This window comes from Brevibacillus sp. IT-7CA2 (genome assembly GCF_949767855.1).
Taxonomy (GTDB): domain Bacteria; phylum Bacillota; class Bacilli; order Brevibacillales; family Brevibacillaceae; genus Brevibacillus.
The window spans coordinates 105,162-131,277 of sequence record NZ_CATKQT010000005.1; the positions used below are offsets into that span (position 1 = coordinate 105,162).

Annotated in this window: 22 protein-coding genes; 5 read left to right on the plus strand and 17 right to left on the minus strand. The window is 48.9% G+C overall.

Going from position 1 to position 26,116, the window contains the following annotated elements:
• The first annotated feature begins 13 nt into the window (after nucleotides 1–13).
• A complete protein-coding gene (locus ACM6JA_RS03600; protein WP_414851231.1) occupies nucleotides 14–2,077 on the plus strand; it encodes a methyl-accepting chemotaxis protein in 2,064 nt (687 codons plus the stop codon).
• 62 nt (nucleotides 2,078–2,139) lie between these two features.
• Here ACM6JA_RS03600 and ACM6JA_RS03605 read toward each other — a convergent pair whose 3' ends face one another.
• The 3 genes from ACM6JA_RS03605 to ACM6JA_RS03615 form a co-directional block, all read right to left on the minus strand.
• Nucleotides 2,140–3,030 (minus strand): GNAT family N-acetyltransferase, encoded by an 891-nt coding sequence (locus ACM6JA_RS03605; RefSeq protein WP_414851232.1) that lies wholly within the window; start codon nucleotides 3,028–3,030, stop codon nucleotides 2,140–2,142.
• Nucleotides 3,031–3,062: 32 nt separating this feature from the next.
• Entirely contained in the window at nucleotides 3,063–5,537 is a 2,475-nt protein-coding gene (locus ACM6JA_RS03610; RefSeq protein WP_414851233.1) for a toxin Cry1Ac domain D-VI-related protein, read from the minus strand.
• Between the two features lie 108 nt (nucleotides 5,538–5,645).
• Nucleotides 5,646–6,635, minus strand: a complete 990-nt coding sequence (locus ACM6JA_RS03615) for a lipoate--protein ligase (protein WP_414851234.1) — start codon at nucleotides 6,633–6,635, stop codon at nucleotides 5,646–5,648.
• Nucleotides 6,636–6,877: 242 nt separating this feature from the next.
• Here ACM6JA_RS03615 and ACM6JA_RS03620 point away from each other — a divergent pair, with 242 nt between their 5' ends.
• Nucleotides 6,878–8,635 (plus strand): methyl-accepting chemotaxis protein, encoded by a 1,758-nt coding sequence (locus ACM6JA_RS03620; protein WP_414851235.1) that lies wholly within the window; start codon nucleotides 6,878–6,880, stop codon nucleotides 8,633–8,635.
• A gap of 86 nt (nucleotides 8,636–8,721) precedes the next feature.
• Here ACM6JA_RS03620 and ACM6JA_RS03625 read toward each other — a convergent pair whose 3' ends face one another.
• Both ACM6JA_RS03625 and ACM6JA_RS03630 read right to left on the minus strand, forming a co-directional pair.
• A complete protein-coding gene (locus tag ACM6JA_RS03625; protein ID WP_414851236.1) occupies nucleotides 8,722–10,485 on the minus strand; it encodes a sensor histidine kinase in 1,764 nt (587 codons plus the stop codon).
• The gene (locus tag ACM6JA_RS03630) at nucleotides 10,475–11,200 is read right to left on the minus strand and encodes a response regulator transcription factor (protein ID WP_414851237.1); all 726 of its coding nucleotides are present in this window, start codon (nucleotides 11,198–11,200) and stop codon (nucleotides 10,475–10,477) included. The genes ACM6JA_RS03625 and ACM6JA_RS03630 overlap by 11 nt, the downstream gene beginning before the upstream one ends.
• A gap of 198 nt (nucleotides 11,201–11,398) precedes the next feature.
• On the opposite strand from ACM6JA_RS03630, the gene ACM6JA_RS03635 reads away from it, so the two are divergent.
• Nucleotides 11,399–12,388: a peptidoglycan DD-metalloendopeptidase family protein gene (locus ACM6JA_RS03635; protein ID WP_414851238.1), complete on the plus strand. Its 990-nt coding sequence runs from the start codon at nucleotides 11,399–11,401 to the stop codon at nucleotides 12,386–12,388.
• 72 nt (nucleotides 12,389–12,460) lie between these two features.
• Here the strand turns inward: ACM6JA_RS03635 and ACM6JA_RS03640 are convergent, their stop codons facing one another.
• On the minus strand, nucleotides 12,461–13,060 hold the full coding sequence (locus ACM6JA_RS03640) for a DJ-1/PfpI family protein (RefSeq protein WP_414851239.1): 600 nt from the start codon (nucleotides 13,058–13,060) through the stop codon (nucleotides 12,461–12,463).
• A gap of 134 nt (nucleotides 13,061–13,194) precedes the next feature.
• On the opposite strand from ACM6JA_RS03640, the gene ACM6JA_RS03645 reads away from it, so the two are divergent.
• The gene (locus ACM6JA_RS03645; RefSeq protein ID WP_414851240.1) at nucleotides 13,195–13,902 is read left to right on the plus strand and encodes an ArsR/SmtB family transcription factor; all 708 of its coding nucleotides are present in this window, start codon (nucleotides 13,195–13,197) and stop codon (nucleotides 13,900–13,902) included.
• On the opposite strand, the gene ACM6JA_RS03650 is transcribed toward ACM6JA_RS03645, so the two are convergent.
• The 10 genes from ACM6JA_RS03650 to ACM6JA_RS03695 all read right to left on the minus strand — a co-directional run bounded on the left by ACM6JA_RS03650 (nucleotide 13,903) and on the right by ACM6JA_RS03695 (nucleotide 24,604).
• Nucleotides 13,903–14,790, minus strand: a complete 888-nt coding sequence (locus tag ACM6JA_RS03650; RefSeq protein WP_414851241.1) for a DMT family transporter — start codon at nucleotides 14,788–14,790, stop codon at nucleotides 13,903–13,905.
• 95 nt (nucleotides 14,791–14,885) lie between these two features.
• Nucleotides 14,886–16,031, minus strand: a complete 1,146-nt coding sequence (locus tag ACM6JA_RS03655) for a GNAT family N-acetyltransferase (protein WP_414851265.1) — start codon at nucleotides 16,029–16,031, stop codon at nucleotides 14,886–14,888.
• Nucleotides 16,024–17,358, minus strand: a complete 1,335-nt coding sequence (locus ACM6JA_RS03660; protein WP_414851242.1) for a F390 synthetase-related protein — start codon at nucleotides 17,356–17,358, stop codon at nucleotides 16,024–16,026. Before ACM6JA_RS03660 ends, ACM6JA_RS03655 begins: the two co-directional genes overlap by 8 nt.
• Nucleotides 17,346–18,197: an MBL fold metallo-hydrolase gene (locus ACM6JA_RS03665; protein ID WP_414851243.1), complete on the minus strand. Its 852-nt coding sequence runs from the start codon at nucleotides 18,195–18,197 to the stop codon at nucleotides 17,346–17,348. The genes ACM6JA_RS03660 and ACM6JA_RS03665 overlap by 13 nt, the downstream gene beginning before the upstream one ends.
• A complete protein-coding gene (locus ACM6JA_RS03670) occupies nucleotides 18,187–19,188 on the minus strand; it encodes an NAD-dependent epimerase/dehydratase family protein (protein ID WP_414851244.1) in 1,002 nt (333 codons plus the stop codon). The genes ACM6JA_RS03665 and ACM6JA_RS03670 overlap by 11 nt, the downstream gene beginning before the upstream one ends.
• Before the next feature lie 15 nt (nucleotides 19,189–19,203).
• Nucleotides 19,204–20,379, minus strand: a complete 1,176-nt coding sequence (locus ACM6JA_RS03675) for an ATP-grasp domain-containing protein (RefSeq protein WP_414851245.1) — start codon at nucleotides 20,377–20,379, stop codon at nucleotides 19,204–19,206.
• Nucleotides 20,369–21,364: a beta-ketoacyl-ACP synthase III gene (locus ACM6JA_RS03680; protein ID WP_414851246.1), complete on the minus strand. Its 996-nt coding sequence runs from the start codon at nucleotides 21,362–21,364 to the stop codon at nucleotides 20,369–20,371. The genes ACM6JA_RS03675 and ACM6JA_RS03680 overlap by 11 nt, the downstream gene beginning before the upstream one ends.
• Before the next feature lie 157 nt (nucleotides 21,365–21,521).
• Nucleotides 21,522–22,217 carry a response regulator transcription factor gene (locus ACM6JA_RS03685; RefSeq protein ID WP_414851247.1) on the minus strand — a complete coding sequence of 232 codons (696 nt, stop codon included), beginning with the start codon at nucleotides 22,215–22,217 and terminating at the stop codon, nucleotides 21,522–21,524.
• Nucleotides 22,214–23,671, minus strand: a complete 1,458-nt coding sequence (locus ACM6JA_RS03690) for an ATP-binding protein (protein ID WP_414851248.1) — start codon at nucleotides 23,669–23,671, stop codon at nucleotides 22,214–22,216. The genes ACM6JA_RS03685 and ACM6JA_RS03690 overlap by 4 nt, the downstream gene beginning before the upstream one ends.
• A 27-nt stretch (nucleotides 23,672–23,698) precedes the next feature.
• On the minus strand, nucleotides 23,699–24,604 hold the full coding sequence (locus ACM6JA_RS03695; protein ID WP_414851249.1) for a hypothetical protein: 906 nt from the start codon (nucleotides 24,602–24,604) through the stop codon (nucleotides 23,699–23,701).
• 174 nt (nucleotides 24,605–24,778) lie between these two features.
• On the opposite strand from ACM6JA_RS03695, the gene ACM6JA_RS03700 reads away from it, so the two are divergent.
• Nucleotides 24,779–25,657, plus strand: coding sequence for a proline iminopeptidase-family hydrolase (locus ACM6JA_RS03700; RefSeq protein WP_414851250.1), 879 nt, complete (start codon nucleotides 24,779–24,781; stop codon nucleotides 25,655–25,657).
• A 101-nt stretch (nucleotides 25,658–25,758) separates the two neighbouring features.
• Here the strand turns inward: ACM6JA_RS03700 and ACM6JA_RS03705 are convergent, their stop codons facing one another.
• The gene (locus tag ACM6JA_RS03705; protein ID WP_414851252.1) at nucleotides 25,759–26,055 is read right to left on the minus strand and encodes a hypothetical protein; all 297 of its coding nucleotides are present in this window, start codon (nucleotides 26,053–26,055) and stop codon (nucleotides 25,759–25,761) included.
• Between the last annotated feature and the right edge of the window lie 61 nt (nucleotides 26,056–26,116).

Genomic DNA, 26,116 nt, shown 5'->3' on the forward strand with positions numbered 1-26,116 from the left:
ATGGAGGAATTTTATGGCATGGCGAAACACCATCTCATTCAAAATGATTTTATCTCTGACATGTGTCATCCTCATTACTTTTTCCTTGTTGGGCTACTGGATTTATTCAGAAACACGCGCGTTAATTGTGAGCAATGTTGAAAAAAGTCTCCAGAAGAGCAGTGAAAGTCTTGTCGCGGAAATAGATGCTCTGTTAGAGGAGAAAGCGGTTCTGGTACGGCAAATGGCGACCAATCAACAGGTTCTCAAGCTACTTGGTTCCGACCTTGACAGGAATACCGTTCAGACGGATGGGCGTTATCAGGATGTGATGGCTTCTCTTGATGCGATAGCTGGCACAGACCCGATGCTTTCGTTGGTATGGATTGCCCATGAACGAGGGAGCTTTTTGTTGGGGAACGGGAAGACACTTTCCAAACCGGATTGGGATATCCAAACACGTCCATGGCATGAAAAGGCTGGAGCAAAGGGCGATGTATGGTTTTCCGATCCTTATGTGGATGCGATGACTGGCAAGCTGGTTATCAGTGCCATTCTGCCTGTTAAAGACGGAGGAAAAGTCCTTGGATTTGTTGCTATTGACCTGCTGCTGGACAAGCTGCCGGAAATCATGAACGTCTATAAGCTGGGAGAGTCGGGATACAACTTCCTGCTGTCCCACGACAGTACGGTCCTGTATCATCCGCAGACTGAATTGGTGATGAAAGCCAAGTTTACAGAGCAGGAAGGGGATAGTGGCCGTATCGCCACCAAAATGATTAAGGGCGAAAGCGGGGTTGAGGAAGCCGACACCGATGCTGTGAAAAAATATGTTGCCTACTCTCCCATCCCCATAACCGGGTGGTCCGTTGGGGCAACCATTACCGTAAAAGAAGCGCTGACAGAACTGGAGCAATACAACACGCTCCTACTGTTGGGCATGGTTTTATCAGGCATCAGCCTTGTGCTTGTTGTCTATATCTTAACTCGCCGTCTTCTCAAGCGACTGTTAAGCTTGACTACTGTCCTTCAGGTATTGTCCACGGGCAATTTGACTGTGAAATGGCGTGATTCTTCCCGGGATGAGCTGGGGGTCGCTGCGGATAGTCTGAATACGATGATCGATTCGTTCCGCACTACGATTCAGCAGGCGCATGACACGGTTGCGATTCTTGCAGGCTCTTCACAGCAATTGACGGCAGTCTCGGCAGAAGCCGCACAGATGGGCAACCGAATCGATGCGGCGATGAGAAGTATCATGCAAGGGACAGATTCTCAGCATGAAGGGGCGCAGCAGACGGCGCTCGCGATGAACGAAATGGCGGAAGGGGTCCAACGAGTAGCTACATCTGCAACTGAGGTCTCCGCCTTAACCCAGGACTCGCAGGCAAACGCGGATCAAGGGAATCTTTTGTTGCAGCAGGTTGTCACCCATATGCACGGCATTCGCAAAACAGTAGGTCAATCCTCAGAAGACATGGACAAGCTGGAACAGATGACCAAACAAATCGGAACAATTGTGGCAGTCATCAATGAGATAGCCATGCAAACGCAATTGCTTTCATTAAACGCCTCGATTGAAGCGGCTCGCGCGGGCGAACACGGCAGAGGTTTCTCTGTTGTGGCGAGCGAGGTGAAAAAGCTGGCGGAACAAACAACGAACTCCCTTGGGGATATCACCAGCATGATACATGATATTCAGTCCATGACAGATAAAGCTGCTACAACCCTTTTATCAGGCGTAGCAGAAGTGGAGCAAGGCGTGCATCTGATCGAGCAGGCAGGAGAAATGGTTGGGGGCATCTACCGAAATATCGTTGAGATTACTGGGCAAACGGAAGAGGTTTCTGCATCTACGGAAGAAATCTCAGCGGGTACGGAGGAAGTGGCTGCCTCCATGAACGAGATCGTCGCGATCAGTCGCTCCGCTTCCGAACATACGCGAGAGGTAAAACAATCAGTAACATCACAGCTGGCAGCGATGAAAGAAATTGCGCAAGCAGCCGAATCTCTCAGTATTACCGCTCAGCAGCTTCAAGAAAGTCTGTTCCGCTTTTCGGTAGAAAATGAGGACAAGGAACAAAATTCGCAAAAATAATTCGAGGTGAAATGGAAAAGGCTTCCTGCGAATACGGGAAGCCTTTTCACCTTTCATCCACTTTAGCACAGGTGGTCTGCATATTGCCGTGCCAGCACCTTGTTCGTTTCAATCCAGAGCTTCCGTTGCAAAATCGTCGGCCCCAGCCTTTTTTCCATAAACCACAGCATCGCCTCGTTCTCTTGTGCGACGAAGCACATGCCAAAGGGAAAAGTGGGCTGTGCCTGCGCGATGGTTTTCATCAGCAATGCGATTCCCCTTGCTTTCTGCTGATACTTTTTCTGAACATGCATGGCTTTGTACAAAAGCAGATTACTGGCCAGTCGCTGCACGATTACCCAGCCAATGACTTTCCCCTGATAGCGCAAGCCTGTACTGTAATCAGGATCGAATTTTCCTTCTTCAAAAAACGGCGACAAAAGCGACGTGTACCATTGCCCTTCTCCTTTTTTAATTTCCAGTCTCTCTGCTGGCGTCAGGTCTTTCCACGGAAAGAGGGTAAAACCTTTGGGGAGTTCCAGCCTCTCTACCCATTGGCATTCACCCAACCGCATCGAGCCGAGTGTGTACATATAGGTTTTTACCTTTGGCAACTGCCAGCCTTCCCTAATCGCAATTTTGGAGAGCCATGAAAAATCTTGTGCTTTGATGAAGCCAGCGAACTGACCATCGCTGATGCCTTGCTCTCTCATTTTTTGCTCAGCGTGCCACAGCAGCTTCATGCCCATTCCCCGCCGTTGATGCCCCTCTGCTACCACAAGCTCGATGATCTTGGCCTGTCCTTCGTTTACAGCGGATCGCCCCAACACGATGCCCGCAGGCTGATTGTTGTTAGAAGCCCCGAATCCCCAAACAGATGAGCCGTTGATATGGTCCAGCAACTCCAGGTGCTTGGGGTGCACTAACGATTTATACGCCCGCGCAGTGCTGGCAGTCAGTTCCTCTAGTTGCAATGTTCGTACCTCCTCGATGGACTTTGGCTTACTCATTGCTTGGGTTTTACAGGTGCTGTTGCGGTACCTTGTATAAGATTCCCGGCCTTATCCCTCATGAAGCCCGGTTCAAAGGAAACCTTGCTCTGTTCCGTTATGAGAGACCCGAACGTGGTATAGAAAGTATCTTGAAACGTAACGCGAATGGTGTTTCCTGACACCTGGAATTTTGCATACGCCGTTACCTCTCTCTTGTCGTCAAAATTCCCGGAGGGTGAGAATAACAACCGTAAATTGGGGTTCGGGTCATTGCGAAGTGGTTCTGACGCCGACAATGTATAGGTTGTTCCCTCTTCGGTGACATCAGGAGACAATTGTGGGTTGGTAGCGTCAAAGCCGACACCAATCTCCTCTGTATCCAGCAAGTTTTCCCCTCGATACAGCTTGAACACTGCATAAGAGTTGTCATCTTCTGCAACCGCTGGTTTGGCCTTAATCGTCACTCCATAATCTCCATGGGTCATTTCCAGTAAAGACTCGTCGACCTCGACGGTGATGTACTCCTTTTCATTGATCACAAAACGGTCTAACTGGTTGTCATAGTTGTACGAAAGAGGCTGGTTTTTTACAGATACCTCAAGATATTCGCTCAATGCCCTCTTGTCCATTGCTGGCTCCCATTTGTCGGCAATCGTAACTTGACGGGACTGAGTCGGAGCAATCGGCAGCTCGATCTTGGCATCTGGCAAACGATCTATGCGTGGGTTATTGAACAACATTTGTGCTTTTGCTACATAGGACATCCAGTGTGTTTTTTCTGGACTTTCACTCAGAAGCTCGACCTTGGAATAGGCCGCATCGATCATTTCCAGCGTGACCTTTGGCCTCAGTTCGACCATATCATTCGTCGTATAAAGCCCCTCCACTGCTCGCTTCACTTCCTCCAGCAGATTGTTCCCTTGATCCAATAGCTCCTGTGCTTTTTTGATGTCTGCTAACAGTAATACCTTTGTCTCCGAACCATCCTTTAGCTTATTTACCTTTTCCTTCGCTGCATCGATCGTAATCTTTGTCACTTCTGGTTTCAGCGCTGTCTGATTTTCATCGGTGAACAGGTCACGCACGGCTTTTTGGGCTTCCTCCAGCAAATTGTTCCCGTTATCCAACAGCGTTTGCGCCTTTTCGATATCGGCGAGCAGACCTGGCTTTTCCGATACACGATTTTCCAGACCCTCGACTAGCTTCTTGGCATCATCGATTTGTTTCTGGGTCGTGGCTACCCGCAGCTCCTCTTTCTTCCCATCCGTAAACAGCTCTTCGACTGCTCTCTTCGCTTTTAGCAGAGCCGGGATCGGCGGAGGATCGATTGGGGGCGGAATCACAATGACGGGGTCTTTGAAACGGATGGAAAAACTGTCGCTCGTGACATCTTTCTGTGCGCGCTTGATGCTTCGCTTGTCGATCGTGAAGCTGACCTCTTTTACAGTGTCCGCGACTGTATGCTTTCTGGCCTGTCCTGTAAACAAAATGGTGACCTCGTCATCACTCTCTTGGTTGACCTCAATATCCAGCCCTTCAGGCAGATGATGTACCTTGATATCAGCGGCAGACAGTTCGCCAAGGAACTTGCCGTTAGACAACTTGAGCGTTTGTTTTGCCGTGATGCTGCCATCATTTGCTCCTGCCTCTTCTATCACCGTCTCACTGACAGAAAGCATGGGCAAATCAGGCAGCTCGGCTCCATCTATGGCTATCTCAAAGACGGCTTCCGCATTGTCCATTTTTGCCGTAATTTCTACCAAACCTTCTTTCTTGGCTGTTACCTTGCCCTCAAAGTTGACGAATGCAATTCGTCTATTGCTTGAGCTCCAGAGCAGCTCCCGTCCAGTGACGATGCGGTCATGATCATCCCAAGCAACTGCGACCAGTGTTAGCGTCTTATCCGTTTTATCTTCCGTTGATAACTCTGCATCTTTTGCCATCGCTACCAGCTCGATCCGCTCTGCTTTTGTCCCTCTTTCGGCAATCACGAATGGTTCAAATTCCTCTTCTTCGCCGTCATACTGCAAGCGCAGGGAAACCGTCTGTTCTTTTTTCGCGGCACGAATCGGTGAAAAACTGAGCAAAACTAGCTGTTCTTCCTCTAGCCAGACAAAGCTTTTGATTTTGATCCAAGTGGGATTTCGATCATCTATAGCGCCCGTCAAACGGAAATCCTTTGCAACAGGTGCCTTGTCTGGAGCTGTCTCCAATCGATAGGCAATAAAGCCGTTGGTCGCTGTATTCCCCTCTGACTCTAGCAAGGACTCCCATGACTGGTTCTCTTCTTCTACTACTTCCGCTGATGCCTCTCGTACTTCCTCATCCGTTTGCTCTTCTGCTACTGATGCGCTGGCTGTCCCGATTGTCTGGATTTCTTTAATCGGATAGGAAACGGCTGCATAGGCATTGCCGACAAAAGAAAGCAAAAAACCAGTAGAAACAACGGCGGTTAAGATTGTTTTGGCTTTTGGCTGCTGTTTGCCCATATGAAATACCCCCTCTTTTTCTTCTGTATGACAAAATCATGCAAACTAATGCTATCAAAGGAGGAAATGAAAAAAACCTAACAAAAGTTAGGTTTTTGACGTACTTTTTTAGACGAGCAATAGATCGACAAAAGACGCTTGATCCAGATTCCCGAAAAACTCTTGAAGATTGATATCGGCCAGTCGATCACTGATTGAGGCACGATCATACGGCGTATCTCGCAGCACTGCTTCCAGCTCCGCTACATCACGTACACCGAAGAAATCTCCGTATATTTTCACTTCTTTCATTTTGCCTTTTTCAATATCAAGCTGAATCTCCACGGTGCCGATATCGAAACGTTTGGATTGACGATAGTTGCTTTTCGGAGACTTGCCGTAGTTCCACTCCCAAGTCTGGTAACGGGAACGGGAAAGCTCGTGAATGTTCTCCCAGTCCTTTTCAGTCAGCTTGTATTCTTCGATCTCCCCTTCTCCAAATATCGAACGAAGAATCGCCAGACGGAACTCTTCAATGGTCATCTTCATCTCCAAAAACTCCGAGATGTTGGCGACACGGCTGCGAATAGATTTGATCCCTTTGGACTGGATCTTCTCTGCGTTTACCTTGAGAGCAGACACGACGTTTTCCATCTCCGAATCAAAAAGCAGCGTGCCGTGGCTGAACATGCGTCCTTTGGTCGAATACTGCGCGTTGCCAGAAATTTTCCGTTCCCCGACCTGTATGTCATTTCGTCCTGTCAGCTCTGCTTCTACCCCTAATGTTTTCAAGGCTTGTACCACAGGAGCCGTGAATTTGCGGAAATTGTGGAAGGACTCGCCGTCATCATTCGTAATAAAGCTGAAGTTGAGATTGCCCAGGTCGTGATAAACAGCGCCGCCTCCAGACAATCTGCGAACGACGTGGATATTGTTTTCCTCTACATAAGTTGCATTAATCTCTTCAATTGTATTTTGGTTTTTCCCGATAATAATAGAAGGTTCATTAATATAAAACAGCAAAAAGTCGTCACTGTTGGGCAAATGCTTCAGGGCGTACTCCTCAATCGCCAAATTGATGCGTGGATCTGTTATCCCTTGATTATCGATGAATTTCATTAGATAGCCTCCATCCGTAAGCGTTCTATCTTCCTAATCATACCATTTCCTGCTGGTCTGCACTGCTTTCGAATCTGCTCATGTATGCAGCAACGATGACTTATCTTATTTTTTTTGTAGATTTTTTGAAAATCCTCTATAAAAACGTTTACATATTGTCGATAATTGACGTAAGTCTAGGGGCAATCATCTTGGTGTTTTCTTTTCTAGATTAAATACTATGGATCAACGAGGTGTTCTATATGAAAACAGCCAAGTTCTCCCGTTCAAGCTCTCTACGAACTAAGCTCGTTCTGTTATGTCTCCTGCTATTGGCGATTCCTGCCTTAAACATCGGAATTCAGGGCTATTATTCTGCGAGCTACAGCTTGGACGACTTGGGCAGCCGCATCTTAAAAAACAACGTGAACTTGACGATTGAAATGATTGATGTTCTCCAGAAACAGGTCGAAGCTGGCAAAATCAGCAAAGAAGATGCACAAGAGCAAGTAAAACTTCACATCCTCGGCCCCAAGCAGTCGGATGGAACCCGCTCGATTAACAAAAATGTCGATTCTGGTGCCAGTGGATACATGTTCGTTCTGGATGAGAAAGGTGTCATGCTGGCCTCTCCTTCTATTGAGGGGAAGAATCAGTGGGATGCAAAAGATCCTGATGGTATCTTATTTACCCAAGAAATGATTAAGCGCGGTCAGGAAGGTGGCGGCTTTACATACTATCAGTGGTCGAAGCCAGCGGAGCCAGATGTTCTCTATCCGAAAATTGCCTATTCCAAGCTAGACCCTCACTGGGGATGGATCGTAAGCGCAAGTAGCTACATGGAAGACTTCAATGCCGCTGCTGAAAGTGTACTGTCTGATTTGCTCATCGTGCTGGGAATCTCCTTGATCGTCGGATTCGTCGTCTCGTGGTATGCCTCCGGTTTCATTTCCAAGCCTATTGCCCTGGTTGCCGAGCGCGTGAAAGAAATTGCTGGTGGTGATCTGTCCGGGAAAGACATCGTGGTAAAAAACCGTGATGAAATTGGGCAATTGGTCCATGACGTGACCCATATGACAGAGAATTTGCGCCAGCTCATCTCTCGTGTCCGCATTAGCTCTCTGCATGTCGCTTCTACCTCTGAGGAGCTGACGGCGAGTGCAGAACAGACGAGCAAGGCAACCGAGCAAATTGCCGTCACGATGCAAGAGATCGCCGTCGGAGCAGAGGATCAGTCCAAAACGATCGATGGAACGGTTAAGACGATCAACGATATGTCCTCGAGTCTGCAACAAATTGCATCCAGTTCCGAACAAGTCTCGCTGACAGTCGATACAACGAACATGCTGGTCTCAAACGGCAATGAAGCGATTGTCGGTAGCATCGCTCAAATGAATTCCATCAACACTACTGTCCAAGAGCTGGCAGAATCAATCAAAATGCTTGGTCACCGCTCTTCGGAAATCAGCAAAATTATTGAGGTCATCACCTCGATTGCCGAACAAACGAACCTGTTAGCGCTAAACGCTGCAATCGAAGCTGCCCGTGCTGGAGAGCATGGACGTGGATTTGCTGTCGTTGCCAATGAGGTACGTATCTTGGCCGAGCAATCAGCAAAATCTACCCAGCAGATTAAAGACCTCATTAGCGCGATTCAAGTCGATACGAACAAAGCCGTATACGTGATGGAGACGACGACATCTGAGGTTTCGGCTGGAATCGAAGTCGTAAATGAAGCCAGCAAGGCCTTCCAGGAAATTTTGTCTGGAACGACAGAAGTAGCACGTCAAATTCAGCAAGTTACCACTGCCACTCATCACATGACAACCGGAGCAGAGCAAGCTGTCCATTCCATTGAAGCGATTGCCACCACTGCGGAGACAACGGCTTTCGGAACACAAAACATTTCTGCTGCCGCTGAACAACAATTAGCGTCTATGGAGGAAATTTCGTCCTCTGCTGCTTCCTTATCAAAAATGGCGGACGAGCTGCATGAATCGATTCAACAATTTAAGGTGTAATAATCATCTCTGAAACGAAAAAGGCTGCCTTTGCTGGTCACCCCTGACCTCGCAAACGCAGCCTTTTCCTCTCTATATCAGCCTATTTAAACTCGAGGCGGCTGCTCCGCTTCCCACGTAATCGAAATCGTCGTCCCCTGCCCGACAGCTGTTTTCACTTCGATTGAACCACCAAACGCTTCCACTAATGCTTTTGTAATGACCATCCCAAGACCAGAGCCTTCCGTGCGGGACTCGGTGTCTGTGCCACGATAATACCTCTCGAAAAGTCGATCTGCTGTTTCTTCATCCATCCCACTACCATTATCGCTAAAAATGAGCACAGCTGTTGATGGCTCGACTGCCTGTACGCTGATGGACACAGTCGTACCGCTCTCGTTGTGAATCAAGGCATTAGCTACCAGATTATCCACGATACGCTGAAACCAAGGCTTGTAGACGAGCATGTAAACAGCTTCGGCAGAGGGGGTAAACTGGATGCAGCCTTCCGGGTACAAGGGATGTTTTGCTGCTTCGGTAATGGCTTCAGCAGTGATAACATTCAGGTCAACGAGCTCGACTGTAGGAGCTCCTTGACCGTTCCTCAATCGATACGTCAGCGCCAAATCGTTGATCAAGTCTTCCATATACGCTGACTTGTCCAAAATAATTTTGGCGAAAGTATGTACCTCTTCTGTCGTCCACGTATACTCGGCATTTCCTAACAGATGCGCGTACCCTTTGACAGAGGACAACGGTGTTTTCAGATCATGGGAAACACCTGCGATCCACTCATTTCTCAATTGCTCTGTTTCTAGGCGAAGCTTTTCATTCCGGTAAAGCGTTTGCGACAAGGAATCCATCGAGTCAATCACATCTTGGTAGATACGGTATTTGCGCTTTCTCTTCCCTCGCTTGTCTTGGCTGAGCGGGACACCCTCCGAATTGGCTGGCTCCTCGTACTTTCCTCCACGCAGAAAGGTCAGCCATCGTAAAACGTGAACAATCGGTGCACCAAATCGCTGTCCGAACAAGTAGGACACAATCCCGAAGACGAACATTGCCGACAAGAGCAACATGCCCATCCCGATGAAAAGAGCCTTACTTTCTGGTGTCAAAAGCGGTTCTTCCCCGGGAGTCGTTCCTGGCAACGGATAACTGAGCACCCAGGTTTGGCCGCTTTTTTGATCATAATGCGATACGATTGTTGCTCCGTAGCGATCCGGGTATATCGAGCGAAGCGCCAGCTCTTCCAACGAGAAATCCTTGATCGCTTTTGCAGGCATATTGAATGAAGCCAGCTCCGCTCCCTTCGGATCAAGGAGCTGCACCCAGCCCGCTTTACTCTTCAATTGATTTTGGAAGCTTGGAGGAAGCATGATCTCGTTATTTTTAAGATCAGCCTCCTTAATCATCTGCTGCAAGAAGTCGTCATCGCGGTTCGTCATCCCATACAGCAAGGTGTGTACTACGCCGTCTTTTTCCTGTATCCATAGCGATAGCTGATACGGAAACGGGCTTTTTCGGAGCCAATAAGCCGTTAATTGGCCAGGACCGTAGTAGCTGGGTACGTCAGGCGGGGTAAAGAAAGAGTCGGTGACATAACCCTTTTCATCAATCCGCTGAAGCCACCCTCCGCTTTCTCGCACCTCCTCCAGCAGCTTCGGGTCAAAACGGACATCCTCTCCCTCTACTTCAATGGTCTGGATCAGCCTCTGCAAACCAACACTCTCAAATTGACGAGAGGACTGTACTTTTGACATTTCTTCAAGCGTCCAATATAACGTAAACCCGGCTAGCACAAAGAGGATGAGGCCAACCAGCACCAACCACATGATCAGATGGAGCGCTATTCTACTCTTAATATTCATAAGGAAGGCCCTTTTTCACCATTTTGTACCCGAGTCCCCTGACGTTCACCAAAAACTCCGGTTGCGCTGGATCGGGCTCGATGCGCTCCCGAATCCGGTGGATATGTACCATGATGGTATTGTCGTCACGTAAGCTATTCACGCCCCATACTCGTTCGTACAGCTCGCTTTTCGAAAATATCCGATTCGGATTTTTGCACAAAAATAGCAACAGTTGAAAAACAAGGGACGGACAAGGAATGACTTTCCCCTCCACACAGAGCTCCCCTGCTGCTTCATAGACTTGAAACCGACCAAAATCATAGACACCTTGAACGGGTGTTGTCGGTACGACCGGGTTCGGTTTGCGTGTACGGCGAAGCAGTGCCTTGATGCGTGCGACGATTTCCATCGGATTAAACGGCTTCGTCACGTAATCATCTCCGCCAACAGCAAATCCGGTCAGCTTGTCAAAATCGGTATCTCTCGCACTCAAGAACAAAATCGGCGCATCCGTCAGACGGCGGATGAATGGACAAGCTTCTATGCCGCTCATGTTCGGAAGCGTTACGTCCAGGACGATCAAGTCATAGCTTTTACGTTCGCATGCACTCATTGCCTCCTCGGACGTTTTCACCTTGTCGATCGAGTGGAATCCTTCTTTGTGCAGTACGGTCTCAAGCAATTGGAGAATGGCTTGTTCGTCGTCCACGAGAAGGATAGCTGCATCTTTCACGATCACTTCGCTCCTTTTGCGCTTTTGCGTTATCCTCCATTTTATCATGCGTAGTGTCAGCGCGCGTCCGCAACAACCTTAACGGAATCATAATTTTGCCGCGACAGATTTAAGCATCCTGTAAGGCAGCGTTTCATGTCCGATAAGAGTGGCTTTCTATAATGGAGCTAGCGCTAAGAAAAAGATAGGAGTGGCGACATGAAAAAAGTTTGGATTTCACTTGGTGTAGGAGCGATTCTTTTGACAGGATGTGCTGCGCAATCAGAAGCAACCGCAATACCCTCTACTACTGAATCCCCCACAAAGAAAGAAGAAGGTGCAAAGACGATGAGTGTAAAGGCGGAATCTTTTGTGCAAGCTCTCCTTAACGGAAAAATAGAGGATGTATATGAGCAAACAAGCTCGTCATTCAAGCAGCAGGTTTCAAAAGCACAGTTTTTAGAAGGGTATGCCTCTTTTAGCAAGGGGTTGAAGTCGTGGAATCACCATTCCCACACGTCCGTAAACGGCAGTGATTATGACACCTGGGTGGATCAGGACGCCAAACGAGGCCTTGTCCTTACGACGGATGAAAAAGGGATCATTACGGGCGTTTTATTAAAGCCACTGCAAAGCTACCCTGACACCGACAATGCTTTGACAAAGCTGGCGTACAGCGCACCGTTTACAGGTGAGTGGTATGTGTTCTGGGGAGGTCAGAATGTCCTTTCGAACTATCACTATGAGGTGGAGGGCCAACGCTATGCATACGATCTGATTCAGGTCAAAGACGGATTATCCTACAAGGGGGATCCAGCGAAAAACGAGAGCTACTTTGCATTCGGGCAAGAAATACTCGCACCGCAGTCAGGAACAGTCGTGCATGTCGTCAATGATATCAAGGATAATGTCCCTGTGGGAGCGATGAACGCACAGCAGCCCGCCGGCAACGTCGTCATCCTCGATCATGGCAACGGAGAATTCAGCTACTTCGCCCATTTGAAGGAAGGCTCCGCCAAGGTAAAGGTTGGTGATCTTGTGGAGACAGGGGATTTGCTTGGGGTATGCGGCAACTCTGGCAATTCCAGCGAGCCTCATCTGCATTATCAGGTTTCTGACGGTAAAGATTTGTTCAATAGTAAATCCATTCGCGTACAGTGGGAGAACGGATTGAATCCGCGTCAAGGTGAAAGCATTACCGCGAAGTAAATCGTATAGCTGTTATACAGTGGCAGCCCATCCTTTGGTCTTGTATCCAAAAAGATGGACTGCCGCTTTGTTTTAGAGGACAATATCATACTCCATTGTCTTCGCAGTCTGTTCTGCTACTTCCGCACCTACTAATCGTTTGATGATATGAAAGGACATATTGATACCCGCTGAGATCCCGCCAGATGTCACGATATTTCCTTCATCTATGAATTTTACTCCTTTTTGCACAACGACTTCTGGAAATTCCTTTTCCATTCGTTCGAGACTTGCCCAATGGGTCGTTGCTTTTTTGCCCGATAATAGGCCTGCTTTTGCAAGTAAAAAAGCTCCTGTGCAGACAGAGGCCATCAGCTCCACCTGCTGCATTTGCTCTCGAATCCAATTGATCACTTGCTCATTATGTACTTCTCGTTCCCTCGCACCTACCCCACCAGGAATGATAAGAATGTCAAAAGCAGGCATATTGGCAAAGCTGTAATCAGGTTGAACCTTCAGACCATTCAACGTTTGAATCATGTTCCCTTTTTCCGATACCGTTTCTACACGAAAAGGTATATGGCTGTCATTTTCCATGGATGTCACCGAGAATACTTCAAACGGACCTGCAAAATCCAACACCTCCACATCGTCAAACAAAAAAATTCCTACTCTCCATTGCTTGGTCTCCATGTGGATCTCCCCTATCTCATGTTTGGGTATATTTTACAACAACTCTTTGCGGAACATCTCTTGTTTTTTTCGCGGTAGGATTCTGCTAGAGTCATGGATAAGAAGAGAAAAATGATGAGGAGGTCCACTGTCTGATGAGTACCAGCCCGAATATTATAGAGGTCGCGTCTCTCATAGGAGAACCATCCCGCGTCTCCATCCTGGTCAGCCTGATGAACGGTAAGGCACTTCCCGCTAGTGAACTAGCCCGAAACGCAAAAGTCACCCCCCAAACGGCAAGCACGCATTTGGCAAAGCTGGTGGAAGGCGGTCTTTTGGTCAGCGAGTCGCATGGCCGACATCGCTACTATCGCCTGGCAAGCCCTGATGTCGCCCATGCCCTGGAATCGTTAATGACTATCGCTGCCCCTAAGCCGGTTCGTTCCTTGCGTGAGTCCGACCAATTGCGAGCCATCCGCTATGCTCGCACCTGCTACGATCATCTCGCAGGCGAAGTGGGCGTTACCCTGACGCAGAGAATGCTGGAATTGCAGTTGATTGAAGCATCCGGTCAAGACTACGTGCTCAGTGAAGCGGGAAAAACCAAGCTGCAATCACTCGGCGTAGACCTTCAGGCCAAGCCGAAGAGTAGACGTCGCTTTGCCCGTCCGTGTTTGGATTGGAGCGAGCGTCGCCACCACTTGGCAGGCAGCCTCGGGGCCTCACTCACCAACCGCTTCTTTGAGCTTGGCTGGATCGAGCGAGTGCCAGGAGGGAGAGCAGTCCGTGTCACGCCATTAGGTAGCTCTGGATTTATGACCGAGTTCGGACTGCATGTGGATGAATGCAAAAAGCACAGCTAGCTACTCTGCCAGCTGTGCTTTTTCACTTACTTGCCTCCGCGGAGCAAACGTCCAGTTCACCAGAAAAATCCCTGCAAAAATCAACAATCCTCCCACATACACATGCCATTGCACTACCTCACCCAGCAACACCCAACCCGACAAAACACCGAAGAACGGAGCGAGGAACAAGAAAGCACTCGTCCTGCCTGGATCTCCGTGATTCAGCAAGTAAAACCACGTCGCAAACTGCACAATGGAAGCCATGATCGCGAGCCATAGGACGACGAACACAGCGGTCGGTGTCAAAATCAGCTTCGGCGTTTCCAGCGTGAACCCCATCACGAGGAGAAGAATTCCTCCGAACAACATCTGATAGGCGGTCATCACCCACACGTTGAAGCGGACTCCCCACTTTTTGACGAGGATCGTGGCAATTGACCACGCAAGGGCGGACCCGATACCAAACAGTGTTCCCGTCTCCCATTGCAGATGGAAGCCAAGCGTGATGAACACCCCAACCAGTCCAATCAGAACACCCATCCATTGCGTCAGCCGATAGGATATGCCTAGAAACAACGTTCCCCATACGACCACGAGCAGTGGGTTCATAAACGTCAGGATCGAGGATTCACCCGCTGTGATCGTACGCAGACTCAAAAAGATACATCCCATGACGGCAGCCGTCTGCAAAAATCCGATCAAACATAGCTTCCCCCAGTCACCCGCCGACTTCGGGAGCGGCTTTTTCCATACCCATGCGCCCATGATCAGTCCTGCCAACGTAAAACGCAGTCCTACCAGTAGCAATGGTGAAAAATAGGCCAATCCAATCTTTCCTACTGCAAAAGACGAGCCCATCAATGATGTCGTCACGACGACAAGTATGCCGAACAAAATTCGATTCATGACGTTGTTCCCCCGTTTCAGGCAAGCTACTTGTTTCTTCTTACATGTAGTGTACCTGACGGTTAGTTCGATGAGGGTCGAAGTGTACAAATGGTTTACAGTCGATACTTCTCCACCATCTTGATCCCGATTTGATTCAGCAAGAAAGCGAGTACCTTCCAGACCGATTGACGATAAAACGGCAAATGTTTGACATACACCGCTGTATATTCCGGTTCCCCTTCGGCTCCCCTGTCCGCTTTGAATGCGCCTACGCCCGCACTTTGATGGAGCAGGATGCCTTTGTTCTGTGCTTCTTGTACCAAGAGGCACGACAGCATCCGATACAGCCCGGTCTCTTTGGGAAGCGTCGTATCATAGCCGAATAGCGGTGTCGTCATCACACCATTTCGCTCAAAATAGCCAAGAATGCCGTCCAGTCGTCCGTCTTTTTCCAAGCCGATGAGAGTCAATGTCCTCTTTTGCATCGCCAGTCGGACGAACTCCACCGAAAACTGTGGATTATGCTGGGAGTATTTATCCAGATACAGCCCGTTATATAAAGCAACGATTCGCTCGACATGCTGTTCTGCCAGCTCCTCATGACGCAGGATGCGATAGCCGGATTTGGCAAGCATTTTCCGATCGCGATTGAGCGTATTGCGGACCCGCCACTTGCCCTGCGCTGGCCAATCAGGATGAAACAGATAGACGTAGCGACTTGGGACCATGAGATAGCCCTTCTCTACGAGTCCCTTGTGGAAATCCGGATACAGCCTGCGACAAACAGATCGAAACGCGATGATATGGCCGGGGAACTTTTGGATGCCGTTTTCCGTGATGTCCTTCACTTCATCTGCACTCACATCATGATACAGATTCGTCGATAACAGCCAATTGTTGACGATGACCATTTGGTTGCATTGGCTTTTTTTCAACCAACGTCCAAGCCCTGTGAGTACAGTCGACAACACCCGCCTCAGCACCACTGAATCGAGCATGCCTAGCTCTTCCTTCGCATACGTCACGTAATGGGTAAACACCGAACTGACATACGAATTGTCGTACTCGGTATCGTTCACCGTTACGGGCATGATCCGATCACCTACACGGAGTGCATGCATCTGCGTTTGTACATTTTGCACATAGCGGGATGGTTGTTCCGTCATCATGGGCAACAAATAGCTTTTGACGTAGTCGGCATCCTGCGCCTGTTCCCAAGGGATTTGCCCCGCCGAGGTCCCTTCATACCATTCAATCAATTGCCTGCTCACCTTGAACAAACATCCTCTCTACCCGCCGCAATTTTTTCGTACCGAGATTCAACTCGTACGGTGTAAACACAATCGCAGGCAATTGTCCTTGCTGATCGGCAATGACTCGCTCCAGGCCTTGGCGTACTCGTTCCTGCTCTTGCGTGGACGGTCCTTCCCCATCCTTCATGAGCAGTGCTACCTCAACTTGCTCGTAGCTTAGCTGCCGTACCGTATACTCTTCAATCGCATCAGACGAGGTAATGACAGCACGACGGATGAAATCAGGAAAGACCGATATCCATCGCGCTTCGTTTTCATGGCGAAAAACAAACAGATCATCTGCCCTGCCCTCAATCGATTCCAGCGCCATAAATACAGAGCCGCACGGACATGGCGTACGCTTTTCTGTCAAAATGTCGTTCAATCGATAACGGATAACCGGCTGTGTCGTCCGGGAAAAGTCTGTGATGATCGGAAAGAATCGCTCCTTTTGCTCATCGAGATACTCCTTTTCCACCACCACGAGGTCTTCATTAACATGCAACGTCCCGTGTGAGCAGCTCACCGCAAGCAGCCCTTCTGTGCATTGATAAATTTGATGCACAATCTGCCCAAACACTTCTGCGATGTACGTTTGATCCAACGGGTCCAGCACTTCTGCCACTGAGATCACCTTAATCGGAGATATCCGCAATTTCGCTTGATGCTGGGCAGTCGCGAGCATTCTCAACATCGAGGCTGGCGCAACCAACACCGTCGGCTGATACTGATTCAGGTGATCAAGGTGCTGATCGAGCGGTATTTGCAAATCGAAGAACGAGAATTGAATGCGACGCCTGTTGACCGCCGTATACAGGTTGCTATTCGCTCGCAAGAAAAAAGCAATCCGCTGTGTCGACCATAGCTGACCAGGCAGTGCTTTCGCCAAAATCACCCCTGCCCATTTCGCCTGCTCCTCCGGTCCCACGAGAAAAAGTCCGCGATTGCCAGATGTCCCAGAAGACAAGCCAACGGTCACGCCATTTAATTGGGGAGTGAAATCGCGTGTCGTTTCTGCTTTAAGTGCAATCGCAAATGCTTCTTCCTTCTTGATCCCGCATGTATTCAGCTCGTCATAATGGTCCATCATGCTCTTTTTATCAATCGGCTCCATCTGTCTCCATTGTTCTGGCGTTCCCAATCTCTTTCGGTAAAAAGGAGAAGCTGGCAAAATGCGAGACAACATCGCTCTGACCTGCGCTTCTTGCCATTTTACTAGCTGCTCACGCGAGGAAAACCGACCGGCAAGCCACTTCGTTTGTACATACTGTTTCAAGAGCGTCATGATCTCCATGTAAACTCTCCTCTGCTGGCCTGCCAGACTTCCCCGCAGTGTGTCGGCATGATTTTCATGTCGGGACGTTGGCGGGATAGCACATGCAGCTTGTGCAAATGCTCACGATACGCCTGTCGATCCGCCATGATCAACCTAGCCAGCGGGTGAGGCAACAGGTTGCCGCGATAGGCTTCACTCGACCAAGCGGCATCCGCGCACAAAAATACATCCCCATGATCCCGATCACGCAGGAACACACCAAACTGCCCGATTGCATGCCCGTTCAGATCAACGATGAACAAACTCTGATCCGCAAACAAATCGTAGCCTTCGGTATACGGCGCGAAAGCTTCAGGCAATGTCACCAGCCCTCCCAGATCAATGAAAGTCACCCGTTCTTCGAAATCGTCAGGCATCAAATCAGGCAAGTACGCCTCCCTTAGCGCGGCCCACCCCGTCTTTCCCTTGACGTGGTTGTAGGCACTCTCGAAGCAGTATAGTTGCGCATGCGGAAAATCTCGCAAACCGCCGATATGATCGGCATGAAAATGAGAAATAAGAATACCGGATATGTCTGTCGTTTTGATTCCGCGTACTGCGAGCTGCTCAGAAATACTCTCGTGTGCCTTTGAGAATACGGGTGTTATTTTGCCGTAAAGCGAATAAGGAAGCTTGCTCGTGACTTCAAAAAAGCGCTGCGAATAGCCCGTATCAAAGAGTAGCAAGCCGTGGACGGGATGCTCGATAAGCCCTGCGATGGCGTGAAACGGAATGTTTTTCATCCGGCCGCCTTTTCGGGAAAACATCTCGATCTGCTTGCAGTAGCCCGTGTCCATCAGCGTCAGTTTAACGTCCATCATGCGTCCTCCACCAATCTGTAAACGTCTCGATGCCCTCGGCAATGCTCACCCGCGGTTCATAGCCCAAATCGCGCTTCGCCTTTGAGATATCCAAGGTTTGTGATTTGGCAAGCACACCTACCGAGTAACGCGTCAAAACCGGCTCGCGGTAGCCCAAAACGGTCTTGGAGAGTGTCTCCAGCACCCAAGCTGCCGCGTACGCCTTCCAATATGGCAGCTCGCGCGTTTTCAGCGGAACTCCCAAGCGTCGGAACACATCTGACAAAACCTCGATCATCGTCACTGGCTCCCCATTTGTAATGTTGTAAGCCTGTCCCAATGTGTGCTCTGGAGAATCCATGCACAAGATCAGCGCGTCCACGACATTTTCCACATACGTCAAATCAATGATCGCCTTGCCTCCGTCGATCAGCGGAACGAATTTCTTTTCATTGGCGCGGATCAATCTGGGAAGAATGGCATTGTCTCCTGGGCCAAACAAGGCCCGTGGACGAATCGTTATCGTCGGAAGCCCTGCAAGAAATGCCTTGTCGACTTCCAGCTCCGCCTGATATTTGGTCTGTGCGTATGTATTGGCAAACAGTACGGGCATCGGCTCATCTTCGCGGATTCCCAGCTTGTCGTTAAAAGCAAAATAAATACTCGGCGTCGATACATGGATCAGACGTCGGGTGCCGTGTTGCTTGCAGCCCTCGATAACATGAATCGTTCCTGTCACATTCGTCTCGTACATGTCACGGTACGTTCCCCACGGGGAGGAAAAAGCAGCCGCGTGATGCACGATGTCCTGATCGCGGCAAGCCTTCAACATGGCTTCTCTGTCTCTTAGGTCTGCCCGAAGGAATTGGATGCCTCGCTCCTGCAATTGCCGGCCGATCCGCTCGTCTCTCCCTTGCGCTGTTACCTCATAGCCCATTTCATGCAGGCGTGTAGACAGCTTCTGTCCGAGAAACCCCGTCGCCCCTGTTACTAGAACTCGCTTGTTCATTTCTTCCTCACGTCCTTACGCCTCTTCTCCGTTCCATTCGATATCACTCGTACTGCAAGCAATCATGCTTTTTCTCGTTCGAAAGCTCTGCCAAGCCAAATCTGCCAGCATGGAGAACTGATCAAAAAAAGGCCGCGGATCATCCCGCCTAAACAGTACATCCCTCGCAGAAAGCAAGTCGCTCACCCAACGCTTTGCCTTCTTGCCATTCGTCATGCCAGCAAGGCCGTATGTCAGCATCGCCATCCCTAGCATACTAGCTTGTTTTCCAGCAGGAACAACGGTTTTTCCCCGATCCGAAAAATAAGCAGCCGCAGCCTCTTGATGTCCCGCAAACAAATGCACACCGCTTGTCAGGCGTGGATTGCATTCGATCACGTATAACTCTCCCTGCTCATTCTCAATGAAATCAAATGCGATTTGTCCGCTAAACGTATGCCGTTGCACGAAGCGACTAACAAAATCTCTTACCTGTGGATGGGCCAAATAGGCGAAGTGAATCGAGGCACCCTGTCCTGCTGTATGTGTTGTTTCGTAATCGGCGTACAAGGTGAGCTGTCCATCACGAGCAACAGCGTAGCTGCACACCTGTTTCCCTTTTATAAACTGTTGGACTAACCATGGTTGCCTAACTGTCGGTTCGGGTAGCGTGGACTGCCCTGCCGCAGAGGATGGGTCTGCCATGATCCGTACATGAGCTGCGAAGCGAGAATAGACGGGCTTCAGCACCACAGGTCCCCTTGCTTGTAGCATGGCCTCCCGCAACTGAGCAGGAGATTGTACCCGAACTGTCTGTGGGATCAATGCTCCCACCTCACGCGCCATTTCGGCAAAAAGCCATTTGTCGTGCAGCGAACGCAGTACCTCGATCCCTTCTACAAGCACTTCACCATAGTCAAGCAATTGATCCCGCCCCCGCGATACGTAGAAGATCTCCTCGCAAGTCGGGATCAAAAGATCGATGCGCTCATACTGCATAATTTCACACAGCTTTTCGATATAAGCATCGGGCTGCTGCCGGGGAGGAGGAACTTGGTAGGAGCGCTCTACATAACGAGAGTGCTGGCATAAATGTCGCCGCGCACTCTCCGCTACAATGACCCGATGTCCCGCAGAACCCAGCAAGCGCGCCAGCTCTAACGTAGCTGGAGCTCGTCCTCCTGTCAGCAAGACTGATTGTTTAGTATTCAAGCACAATTCCTCCGAGAGACAAGCCGGCAGATGTGCCCAGCAGCATCAAGTAATCGCCTCGCTGTACCCGATTCTGCCCAATCGCTTCATGCAGCGCCATCGGAATCGAAGCTGCGATGACATTGCCGTGCTCTGCCAGAATGTTCACCATTTGCTGGTCGCTAAACCCGAGCTTGCCTGCCATGATCCGCATCGCCATCCCACTGGCCTGATGAGGAATGACTGTACGAATTTGCTCCTTGGTTACGGAGGCTGAGGACAGCAAACGATCCACAAATCCGGTAATCAACTGCGAGGTCAGGCGAAAAATTTTCCGTCCGTCCATATCAAATGCAAAGTCTGCTTCTCTTCCTTGCGCAAATTTGCTCGGGTGGATCAGCGTACCGCCACCCCTTATTTCGGAATAGTGCGCACCTTCACTGTATGTTTTCATGCTTGAACCCAAGATGTGGGAGCTTTCTGTTTCTGGCGTCCTGCCAATGACAACAGCCGCCGCTCCATCTCCGAACAGCACGCAGCTCTCTTTTTGCTCCCAATTCAAACCTGCGGAGGATATCTCTGATGAGATGATCAAGACTCGCTCGTAAATACCAACCGCCATTTGGCACGACATCACATCCAGCGCAGTGACAAAGCTTAGGCATGTCGCATTTATATCAAAGCAAGGAATACCTGATTTGCTTAGTTGAAGCTCTTCTTGGATCAAAGCAGCCGTGCATGGGATTTCCTGCTGCGCCGTCCCGCTTGCACATACGATACAATCGATATCGTGAAGGGAAAGTCCCGCGGCTTCCAAAGCACGCCTAGCAGCGATGGCTCCCATCTGTGCTGCCGTTTCGTTCGCCACAAAATGCCTGACGCTTACCCCGGACTTTTTCTCTACCCATCCAGGCGCAAGTCCCAGCTTTTCTTCCAGTTCTGCCGCTGTAACACGCCGAGTGGGCAAGTATTTCCCTGTTCCGAGGATTTTGATTTTTCTCTCCATGATCTGTGTCTCCCTTAGCTCGCATTACTCACACACTATTCGACATCTGCCATATATTTTACCTAACTTTGTCGATTTATGGTAAACAGAATAAACACTTGGTACTAATTACCCAAGTGTTTATGTATGCCGCATTTCTTCTATTCGTTTCCACCTACTATAATAAAAAACGATAACCGACACCCCACACCGTCTCGATGTACTGCGGCTTAGCCGGATCACTTTCTATTTTTTCCCGCAGCTTGCTAATATGCACCGTCACCGTCGCGATATCACCATACGAATCGAGACCCCAAATCTTTTCAAACAGATCTGTTTTACTAAATACCCAGTTGGGGTGGGTTACCAAAAAGAGCAGGAGGTCGTATTCCTTGGAAGTGAACGCTACTTCGTTTCCGTTGATGTAAACTCTCCTCGCCAGCTTGTCGATGCGAATCCCACGAAGTCTGATCTCCTCTTTTGCCGTAAGCGGTTTGGAATCGGAGACGAGACGGTCATAACGGGCCAGATGGGCTTTGACCCTCGCTACCAGTTCGCCCAAGCTAAAAGGCTTGCTGATATGATCGTCCGCTCCCAGACCCAGTCCACGGATCTTGTCGATGTCTTCCTTTTTAGCGGAGACGAGCAGGATCGGAATATTTTTGGCTTTCCGGACTTGCTTGCAGATTTCGAAGCCATCCACGATCGGGAGCATCAGGTCTAGTATCAGAAGGTCATACTCCTCTTGCAGTGCCTTTTGCAAGCCCGTATCGCCGGAAGTAGCGACATCGACCGAGTAGCCGTTTGCCTCCAAGTAATCCTTCTGCACCTCTGCGATCACCGTGTCATCTTCAATGATTAATATATGTTTCATTCCGTGTCACCCCCAACTCTCTTGAGATCTGGCAAGGTAAAACAAATGCGGGCCCCGCGTCCGCTCTCACTCTCCGCCCATACACGACCACCGTGCCCCTCCACAATTTGTTTGACGATGGCGAGTCCAAGACCACTGCCTCCCATGGCCGAATTACGTGAAGGATCCGCCCGATAAAAGCGGTCAAAAATATGGGGCATGGCTTCTTTTTCAATCCCTTTCCCATTGTCACAGATCGCCACGATCACTTCACCTTCAGCTTTCTCCACTTCCAATCGGATCAGCTTCTCGTCCTTGTTCAAGTACTTCAGGCTATTGTCCACGATATTCATGAGCACACGATGGAGTTTTTCCTGATCAGCCATGACTGGAATCGGACTTTCATTATGTTCGTCATAGCGAATAGGAACGCCGTGCATCCGCGGGTCTAGCCGCAGCTCCTCGGCAAACTGAGCCATATATGCTCGCATATCGACTTCTTCAAAGTGAAAGGGAAGCTTGTTCAAATCCAGTCTCGAGAATAAAAACAGCTCATCAATCAGACGGTCCATCTGTTCTGATTTGATGGCAATCATCTTCATATATTTTTCCCGCTTCGCTTCCGTGTCCGCAATCCCTTCCTGAACCGCTTCCACACATGCTTTGATTCCTGTTATGGGTGTTTTTAGATCGTGCGAAATACTGGAAATCAGTTGTTTACGATTTTCCTCATACTGAAGCTGCAAGTGGATAGAATCATACAATCTGCCACGCATCTCTTCAAATGCTTCTCCCAGCTCTCCCAGCTCATCTTTGCGATGGAGTTGAACAGGGCGCTCCAGATTGCCTTCTTTGATTTCGTTCGCTGCCTGCTTTAAGGCGTACAAAGGTCGAATGATACTGCGTGAAACAAGAAACGTTAGTACACCGTTCGTCAGCGCCACAATCGTTAGAAGACTGAGAATCAATGCGATAAAAAAATAAATGCCTGTCTGCATATATGGGAAGGAATTCGCAAGGAAGTAGAGCTTTCCTTTACTCTGATCAGCAAAAGTAAACTCGTACGTATCAAACGTGTTGCCGTCCTGTTTAAACTGCTTCCAGCTGTGCATACTCCCCTGATCCGGCTGATCCTGCAAATAGTCAGGTACGTCAGCGCTATCAATCGACTGGGAGACGAATAGTACTTCTTCGTCCTTTGTCAGTATCAATGCTCCGCCAACTGCTTGTAGCTGCTCATCCGTATCTGTCAGCATATTCTGGTTCGTAAATTCATTGGGAGCGTATTTGGCCATGAATGTGACACCAGCAAACAACTCGTCTCGTTTATTGAGCGTATCACGAAGGAACGGTTTGCCTGCTTCTCGTTCCCCCCAAAAGTAATTCGCCAATCCCGATGCCACCAATCCAAACAAAACAAGGGGGATGATAATCATGGCAATATAGGAGAGCAAAAGTCTTGTTTTGATCGACATGGTTTATCACCCCCTTGCAGTCATGGTTTACTCGGAATCGGAATGCTTCGTCCAGCCTTTTCTCCATTTGTTCTTCATGTCCTCGCGGGAAACCTTCTCGACTTGCTTGCCAGTAAGATCGATGCGATCAGGTGTGGTCGTACCCAGATCGGACAAGCGGATATCCAAAGAAAGCTGGAGCTTGTGCTCTTTCCCAGACGCGTCTGTTCCCGAGAGGTGCACCACAGCGGATTGCTGTTCGATTTGATTTTTTTCGTCGATCTTGGCATTCAGCAATACTTGGTCCACTTGAAAATCCTCTTGTAAGCGAGGAAGCTTCACAGATAGATGGTTCTCAGAGAAAGACGCTTCCTGACTATGTTCGGCGAGCTTATCGTACATAATAGGTCCGGCTGCCTGGATAAATGTCGGAATTTGATCTTCGGAGAGCTGAAGCGATGTACGCTTGCCTCCATCCGGTAGATTCTCAACGGTCGCGTTTTTTCCGAGATCACCGAATACCGTAGCAAACAGCTTATGCATCATGGCCCCGCGTTTGTTATCGGCGTCATTTTCTGGTTCGTGTCTTCTATCCATTTTTTCCATGACCCGATAAACGTTACTATCCCCTTTTTTAACCACAACTTGATCCTTTTCCAGAAAGGCTTGCATGCTTTTCTCGCCCACCGTGTCTGTAAAAGTCGCATCTACATTTCCGATGTGCTGGTTATGATCGATCTTTGCGACTCCCTCCAGTGTGAGCAGCTTCGCTCCGTTGTCTGTGAGCAATAGTCGCGCGTGGGCCGTCATGCTCTTCGCTTCCTTCGTTTGATGCAGGGCTGATTCATATACGCCCATCGTCGTGCTATCCGCACTCGCTGATGCCCCGTATCCCCAAATCAATGCTCCTGTGATTCCAACCGACAAGCTAATACCCAACCATTTTTTTCGCATATTGATCCCTCCTATTTTCATCGAAAGCATTCTTCATCGCTTTCTATATCAGTGATGATAAATAGAGGGTCTAAACACGCTCTAAATCAATTCTAAAAAAAGTGTAAAAACAATTCCATATGCTATATTGATAGAAGAAGAGATCAGCATGAACCTGAAGTGGAGGCATTATCGATGAGTATGCAAGAAGGCTATATTGACGTTCCTGGCGGAAGAGTATGGTACAGTCGTGTCGGTGAAGGGGAGAAAACGCCCTTGATCGTCCTTCACGGAGGACCTGGCAATACGCATGATCCGCTCAAATCAACGCTTCATGTATTAGGAAGCGACAGACCCGTCATTTTCTACGATCAGCTCGGGTCAGGAAATTCCGATCGACCAACTGATCTGACTCTTTGGAAAACCGAGCGCTTTGTGGAAGAGCTGGCTTGCATCAGACAAGCCCTTGACTTAAAAAAGGTTCACATTCTGGGGCACTCGTGGGGCACGATGCTGGCAGCAGCTTATTTGGTGGATGCCAAGCCGGAAGGGGTACAGAGCATTATCTTCTCCAGCCCATGCCTGAGCGCAGAGCGTTGGAAACAGGACGCGGATCGTTTAATCGAGCAATTGCCCGTGGATGTGCAACAAACCATCGCCACACACGAGGAGCAGGGCACAACTGATTCACAAGAATACCAGGATGCCATGAAGGAATACTACAAGCGCCATGTGTGCCGACTTGATCCAATGCCAACAGTCATGACAGAAAGTCGTCCAAAAGCGAACAAAGAAGTGTACATGACGATGTGGGGACCGTCTGAGTTTTGCCCGACAGGGAATCTGAAAACATTCGACTACACACCCAAGCTGCATCAAATCAACATCCCTTCCCTGTTCGTTTGTGGCCACTATGATGAAGCGACACCTGAATCGACAGGTTATTATCAGTCTCTGGTGCCAAACGCCGAGCTCCATGTCTTTGAAAACAGCTCACATGTCGGCTATCTGGAAGAGACAGACGAATACGTGCAAGTCATCCGCAGCTTTTTGCAAAAAGCAGATATGAAATAAAAACGCCGCTGCCTCGCTGGCTTAGCCTGACATATAAAAAACGGAAAGACTTCGTATCACCGACGATGCGAGTTTTTCCGTTTTTTTCAACCTTCGAACCCTCATTCTTTTTTTAAGTAAATGAGGAAATTAAGTATGTTTAACCCTAAAATGATTAAAAACATAAAGGTGGACATAGCATCTCCACTTAGATTAAATTCATCAGCTATGTAACCCATAATCATAAGATTCGTTCCAGAAACGATTACGGAAATTGCTGAAATCATACTAAGTGTGAATCCATTGACAAGATTGCCGCGTTTCTTTTGAAGCAATAAAGCAACGGAAATAACGAGTAAACTTATGATAAAAGTAATCAAAACGAATCTTAATAAATCGTTTATCTCCATCCCTGCCATAGCCATCCCCCTAACAACCTTATACCTGCTATATTTTACCACATAAAAGAAAGACCGAATC

What these genes read in the sequence shown, in the direction of transcription:
- ACM6JA_RS03600 (WP_414851231.1), top strand. Translation starts at nt 14, where the DNA reads ATGGCATGGCGAAACACCATCTCATTCAAAATGATTTTATCTCTGACA.
- ACM6JA_RS03610 (WP_414851233.1), bottom strand. Translation starts at nt 5,537, where the DNA reads ATGGGCAAACAGCAGCCAAAAGCCAAAACAATCTTAACCGCCGTTGTT.
- ACM6JA_RS03615 (WP_414851234.1), bottom strand. Translation starts at nt 6,635, where the DNA reads ATGAAATTCATCGATAATCAAGGGATAACAGATCCACGCATCAATTTG.
- ACM6JA_RS03620 (WP_414851235.1), top strand. Translation starts at nt 6,878, where the DNA reads ATGAAAACAGCCAAGTTCTCCCGTTCAAGCTCTCTACGAACTAAGCTC.
- ACM6JA_RS03625 (WP_414851236.1), bottom strand. Translation starts at nt 10,485, where the DNA reads ATGAATATTAAGAGTAGAATAGCGCTCCATCTGATCATGTGGTTGGTG.
- ACM6JA_RS03635 (WP_414851238.1), top strand. Translation starts at nt 11,399, where the DNA reads ATGAAAAAAGTTTGGATTTCACTTGGTGTAGGAGCGATTCTTTTGACA.
- ACM6JA_RS03640 (WP_414851239.1), bottom strand. Translation starts at nt 13,060, where the DNA reads ATGGAGACCAAGCAATGGAGAGTAGGAATTTTTTTGTTTGACGATGTG.
- ACM6JA_RS03645 (WP_414851240.1), top strand. Translation starts at nt 13,195, where the DNA reads ATGAGTACCAGCCCGAATATTATAGAGGTCGCGTCTCTCATAGGAGAA.
- ACM6JA_RS03650 (WP_414851241.1), bottom strand. Translation starts at nt 14,790, where the DNA reads ATGAATCGAATTTTGTTCGGCATACTTGTCGTCGTGACGACATCATTG.
- ACM6JA_RS03660 (WP_414851242.1), bottom strand. Translation starts at nt 17,358, where the DNA reads ATGGAGATCATGACGCTCTTGAAACAGTATGTACAAACGAAGTGGCTT.
- ACM6JA_RS03665 (WP_414851243.1), bottom strand. Translation starts at nt 18,197, where the DNA reads ATGGACGTTAAACTGACGCTGATGGACACGGGCTACTGCAAGCAGATC.
- ACM6JA_RS03670 (WP_414851244.1), bottom strand. Translation starts at nt 19,188, where the DNA reads ATGAACAAGCGAGTTCTAGTAACAGGGGCGACGGGGTTTCTCGGACAG.
- ACM6JA_RS03680 (WP_414851246.1), bottom strand. Translation starts at nt 21,364, where the DNA reads ATGGAGAGAAAAATCAAAATCCTCGGAACAGGGAAATACTTGCCCACT.
- ACM6JA_RS03685 (WP_414851247.1), bottom strand. Translation starts at nt 22,217, where the DNA reads ATGAAACATATATTAATCATTGAAGATGACACGGTGATCGCAGAGGTG.
- ACM6JA_RS03690 (WP_414851248.1), bottom strand. Translation starts at nt 23,671, where the DNA reads ATGTCGATCAAAACAAGACTTTTGCTCTCCTATATTGCCATGATTATC.
- ACM6JA_RS03695 (WP_414851249.1), bottom strand. Translation starts at nt 24,604, where the DNA reads ATGCGAAAAAAATGGTTGGGTATTAGCTTGTCGGTTGGAATCACAGGA.
- ACM6JA_RS03700 (WP_414851250.1), top strand. Translation starts at nt 24,779, where the DNA reads ATGAGTATGCAAGAAGGCTATATTGACGTTCCTGGCGGAAGAGTATGG.
- ACM6JA_RS03705 (WP_414851252.1), bottom strand. Translation starts at nt 26,055, where the DNA reads ATGGCAGGGATGGAGATAAACGATTTATTAAGATTCGTTTTGATTACT.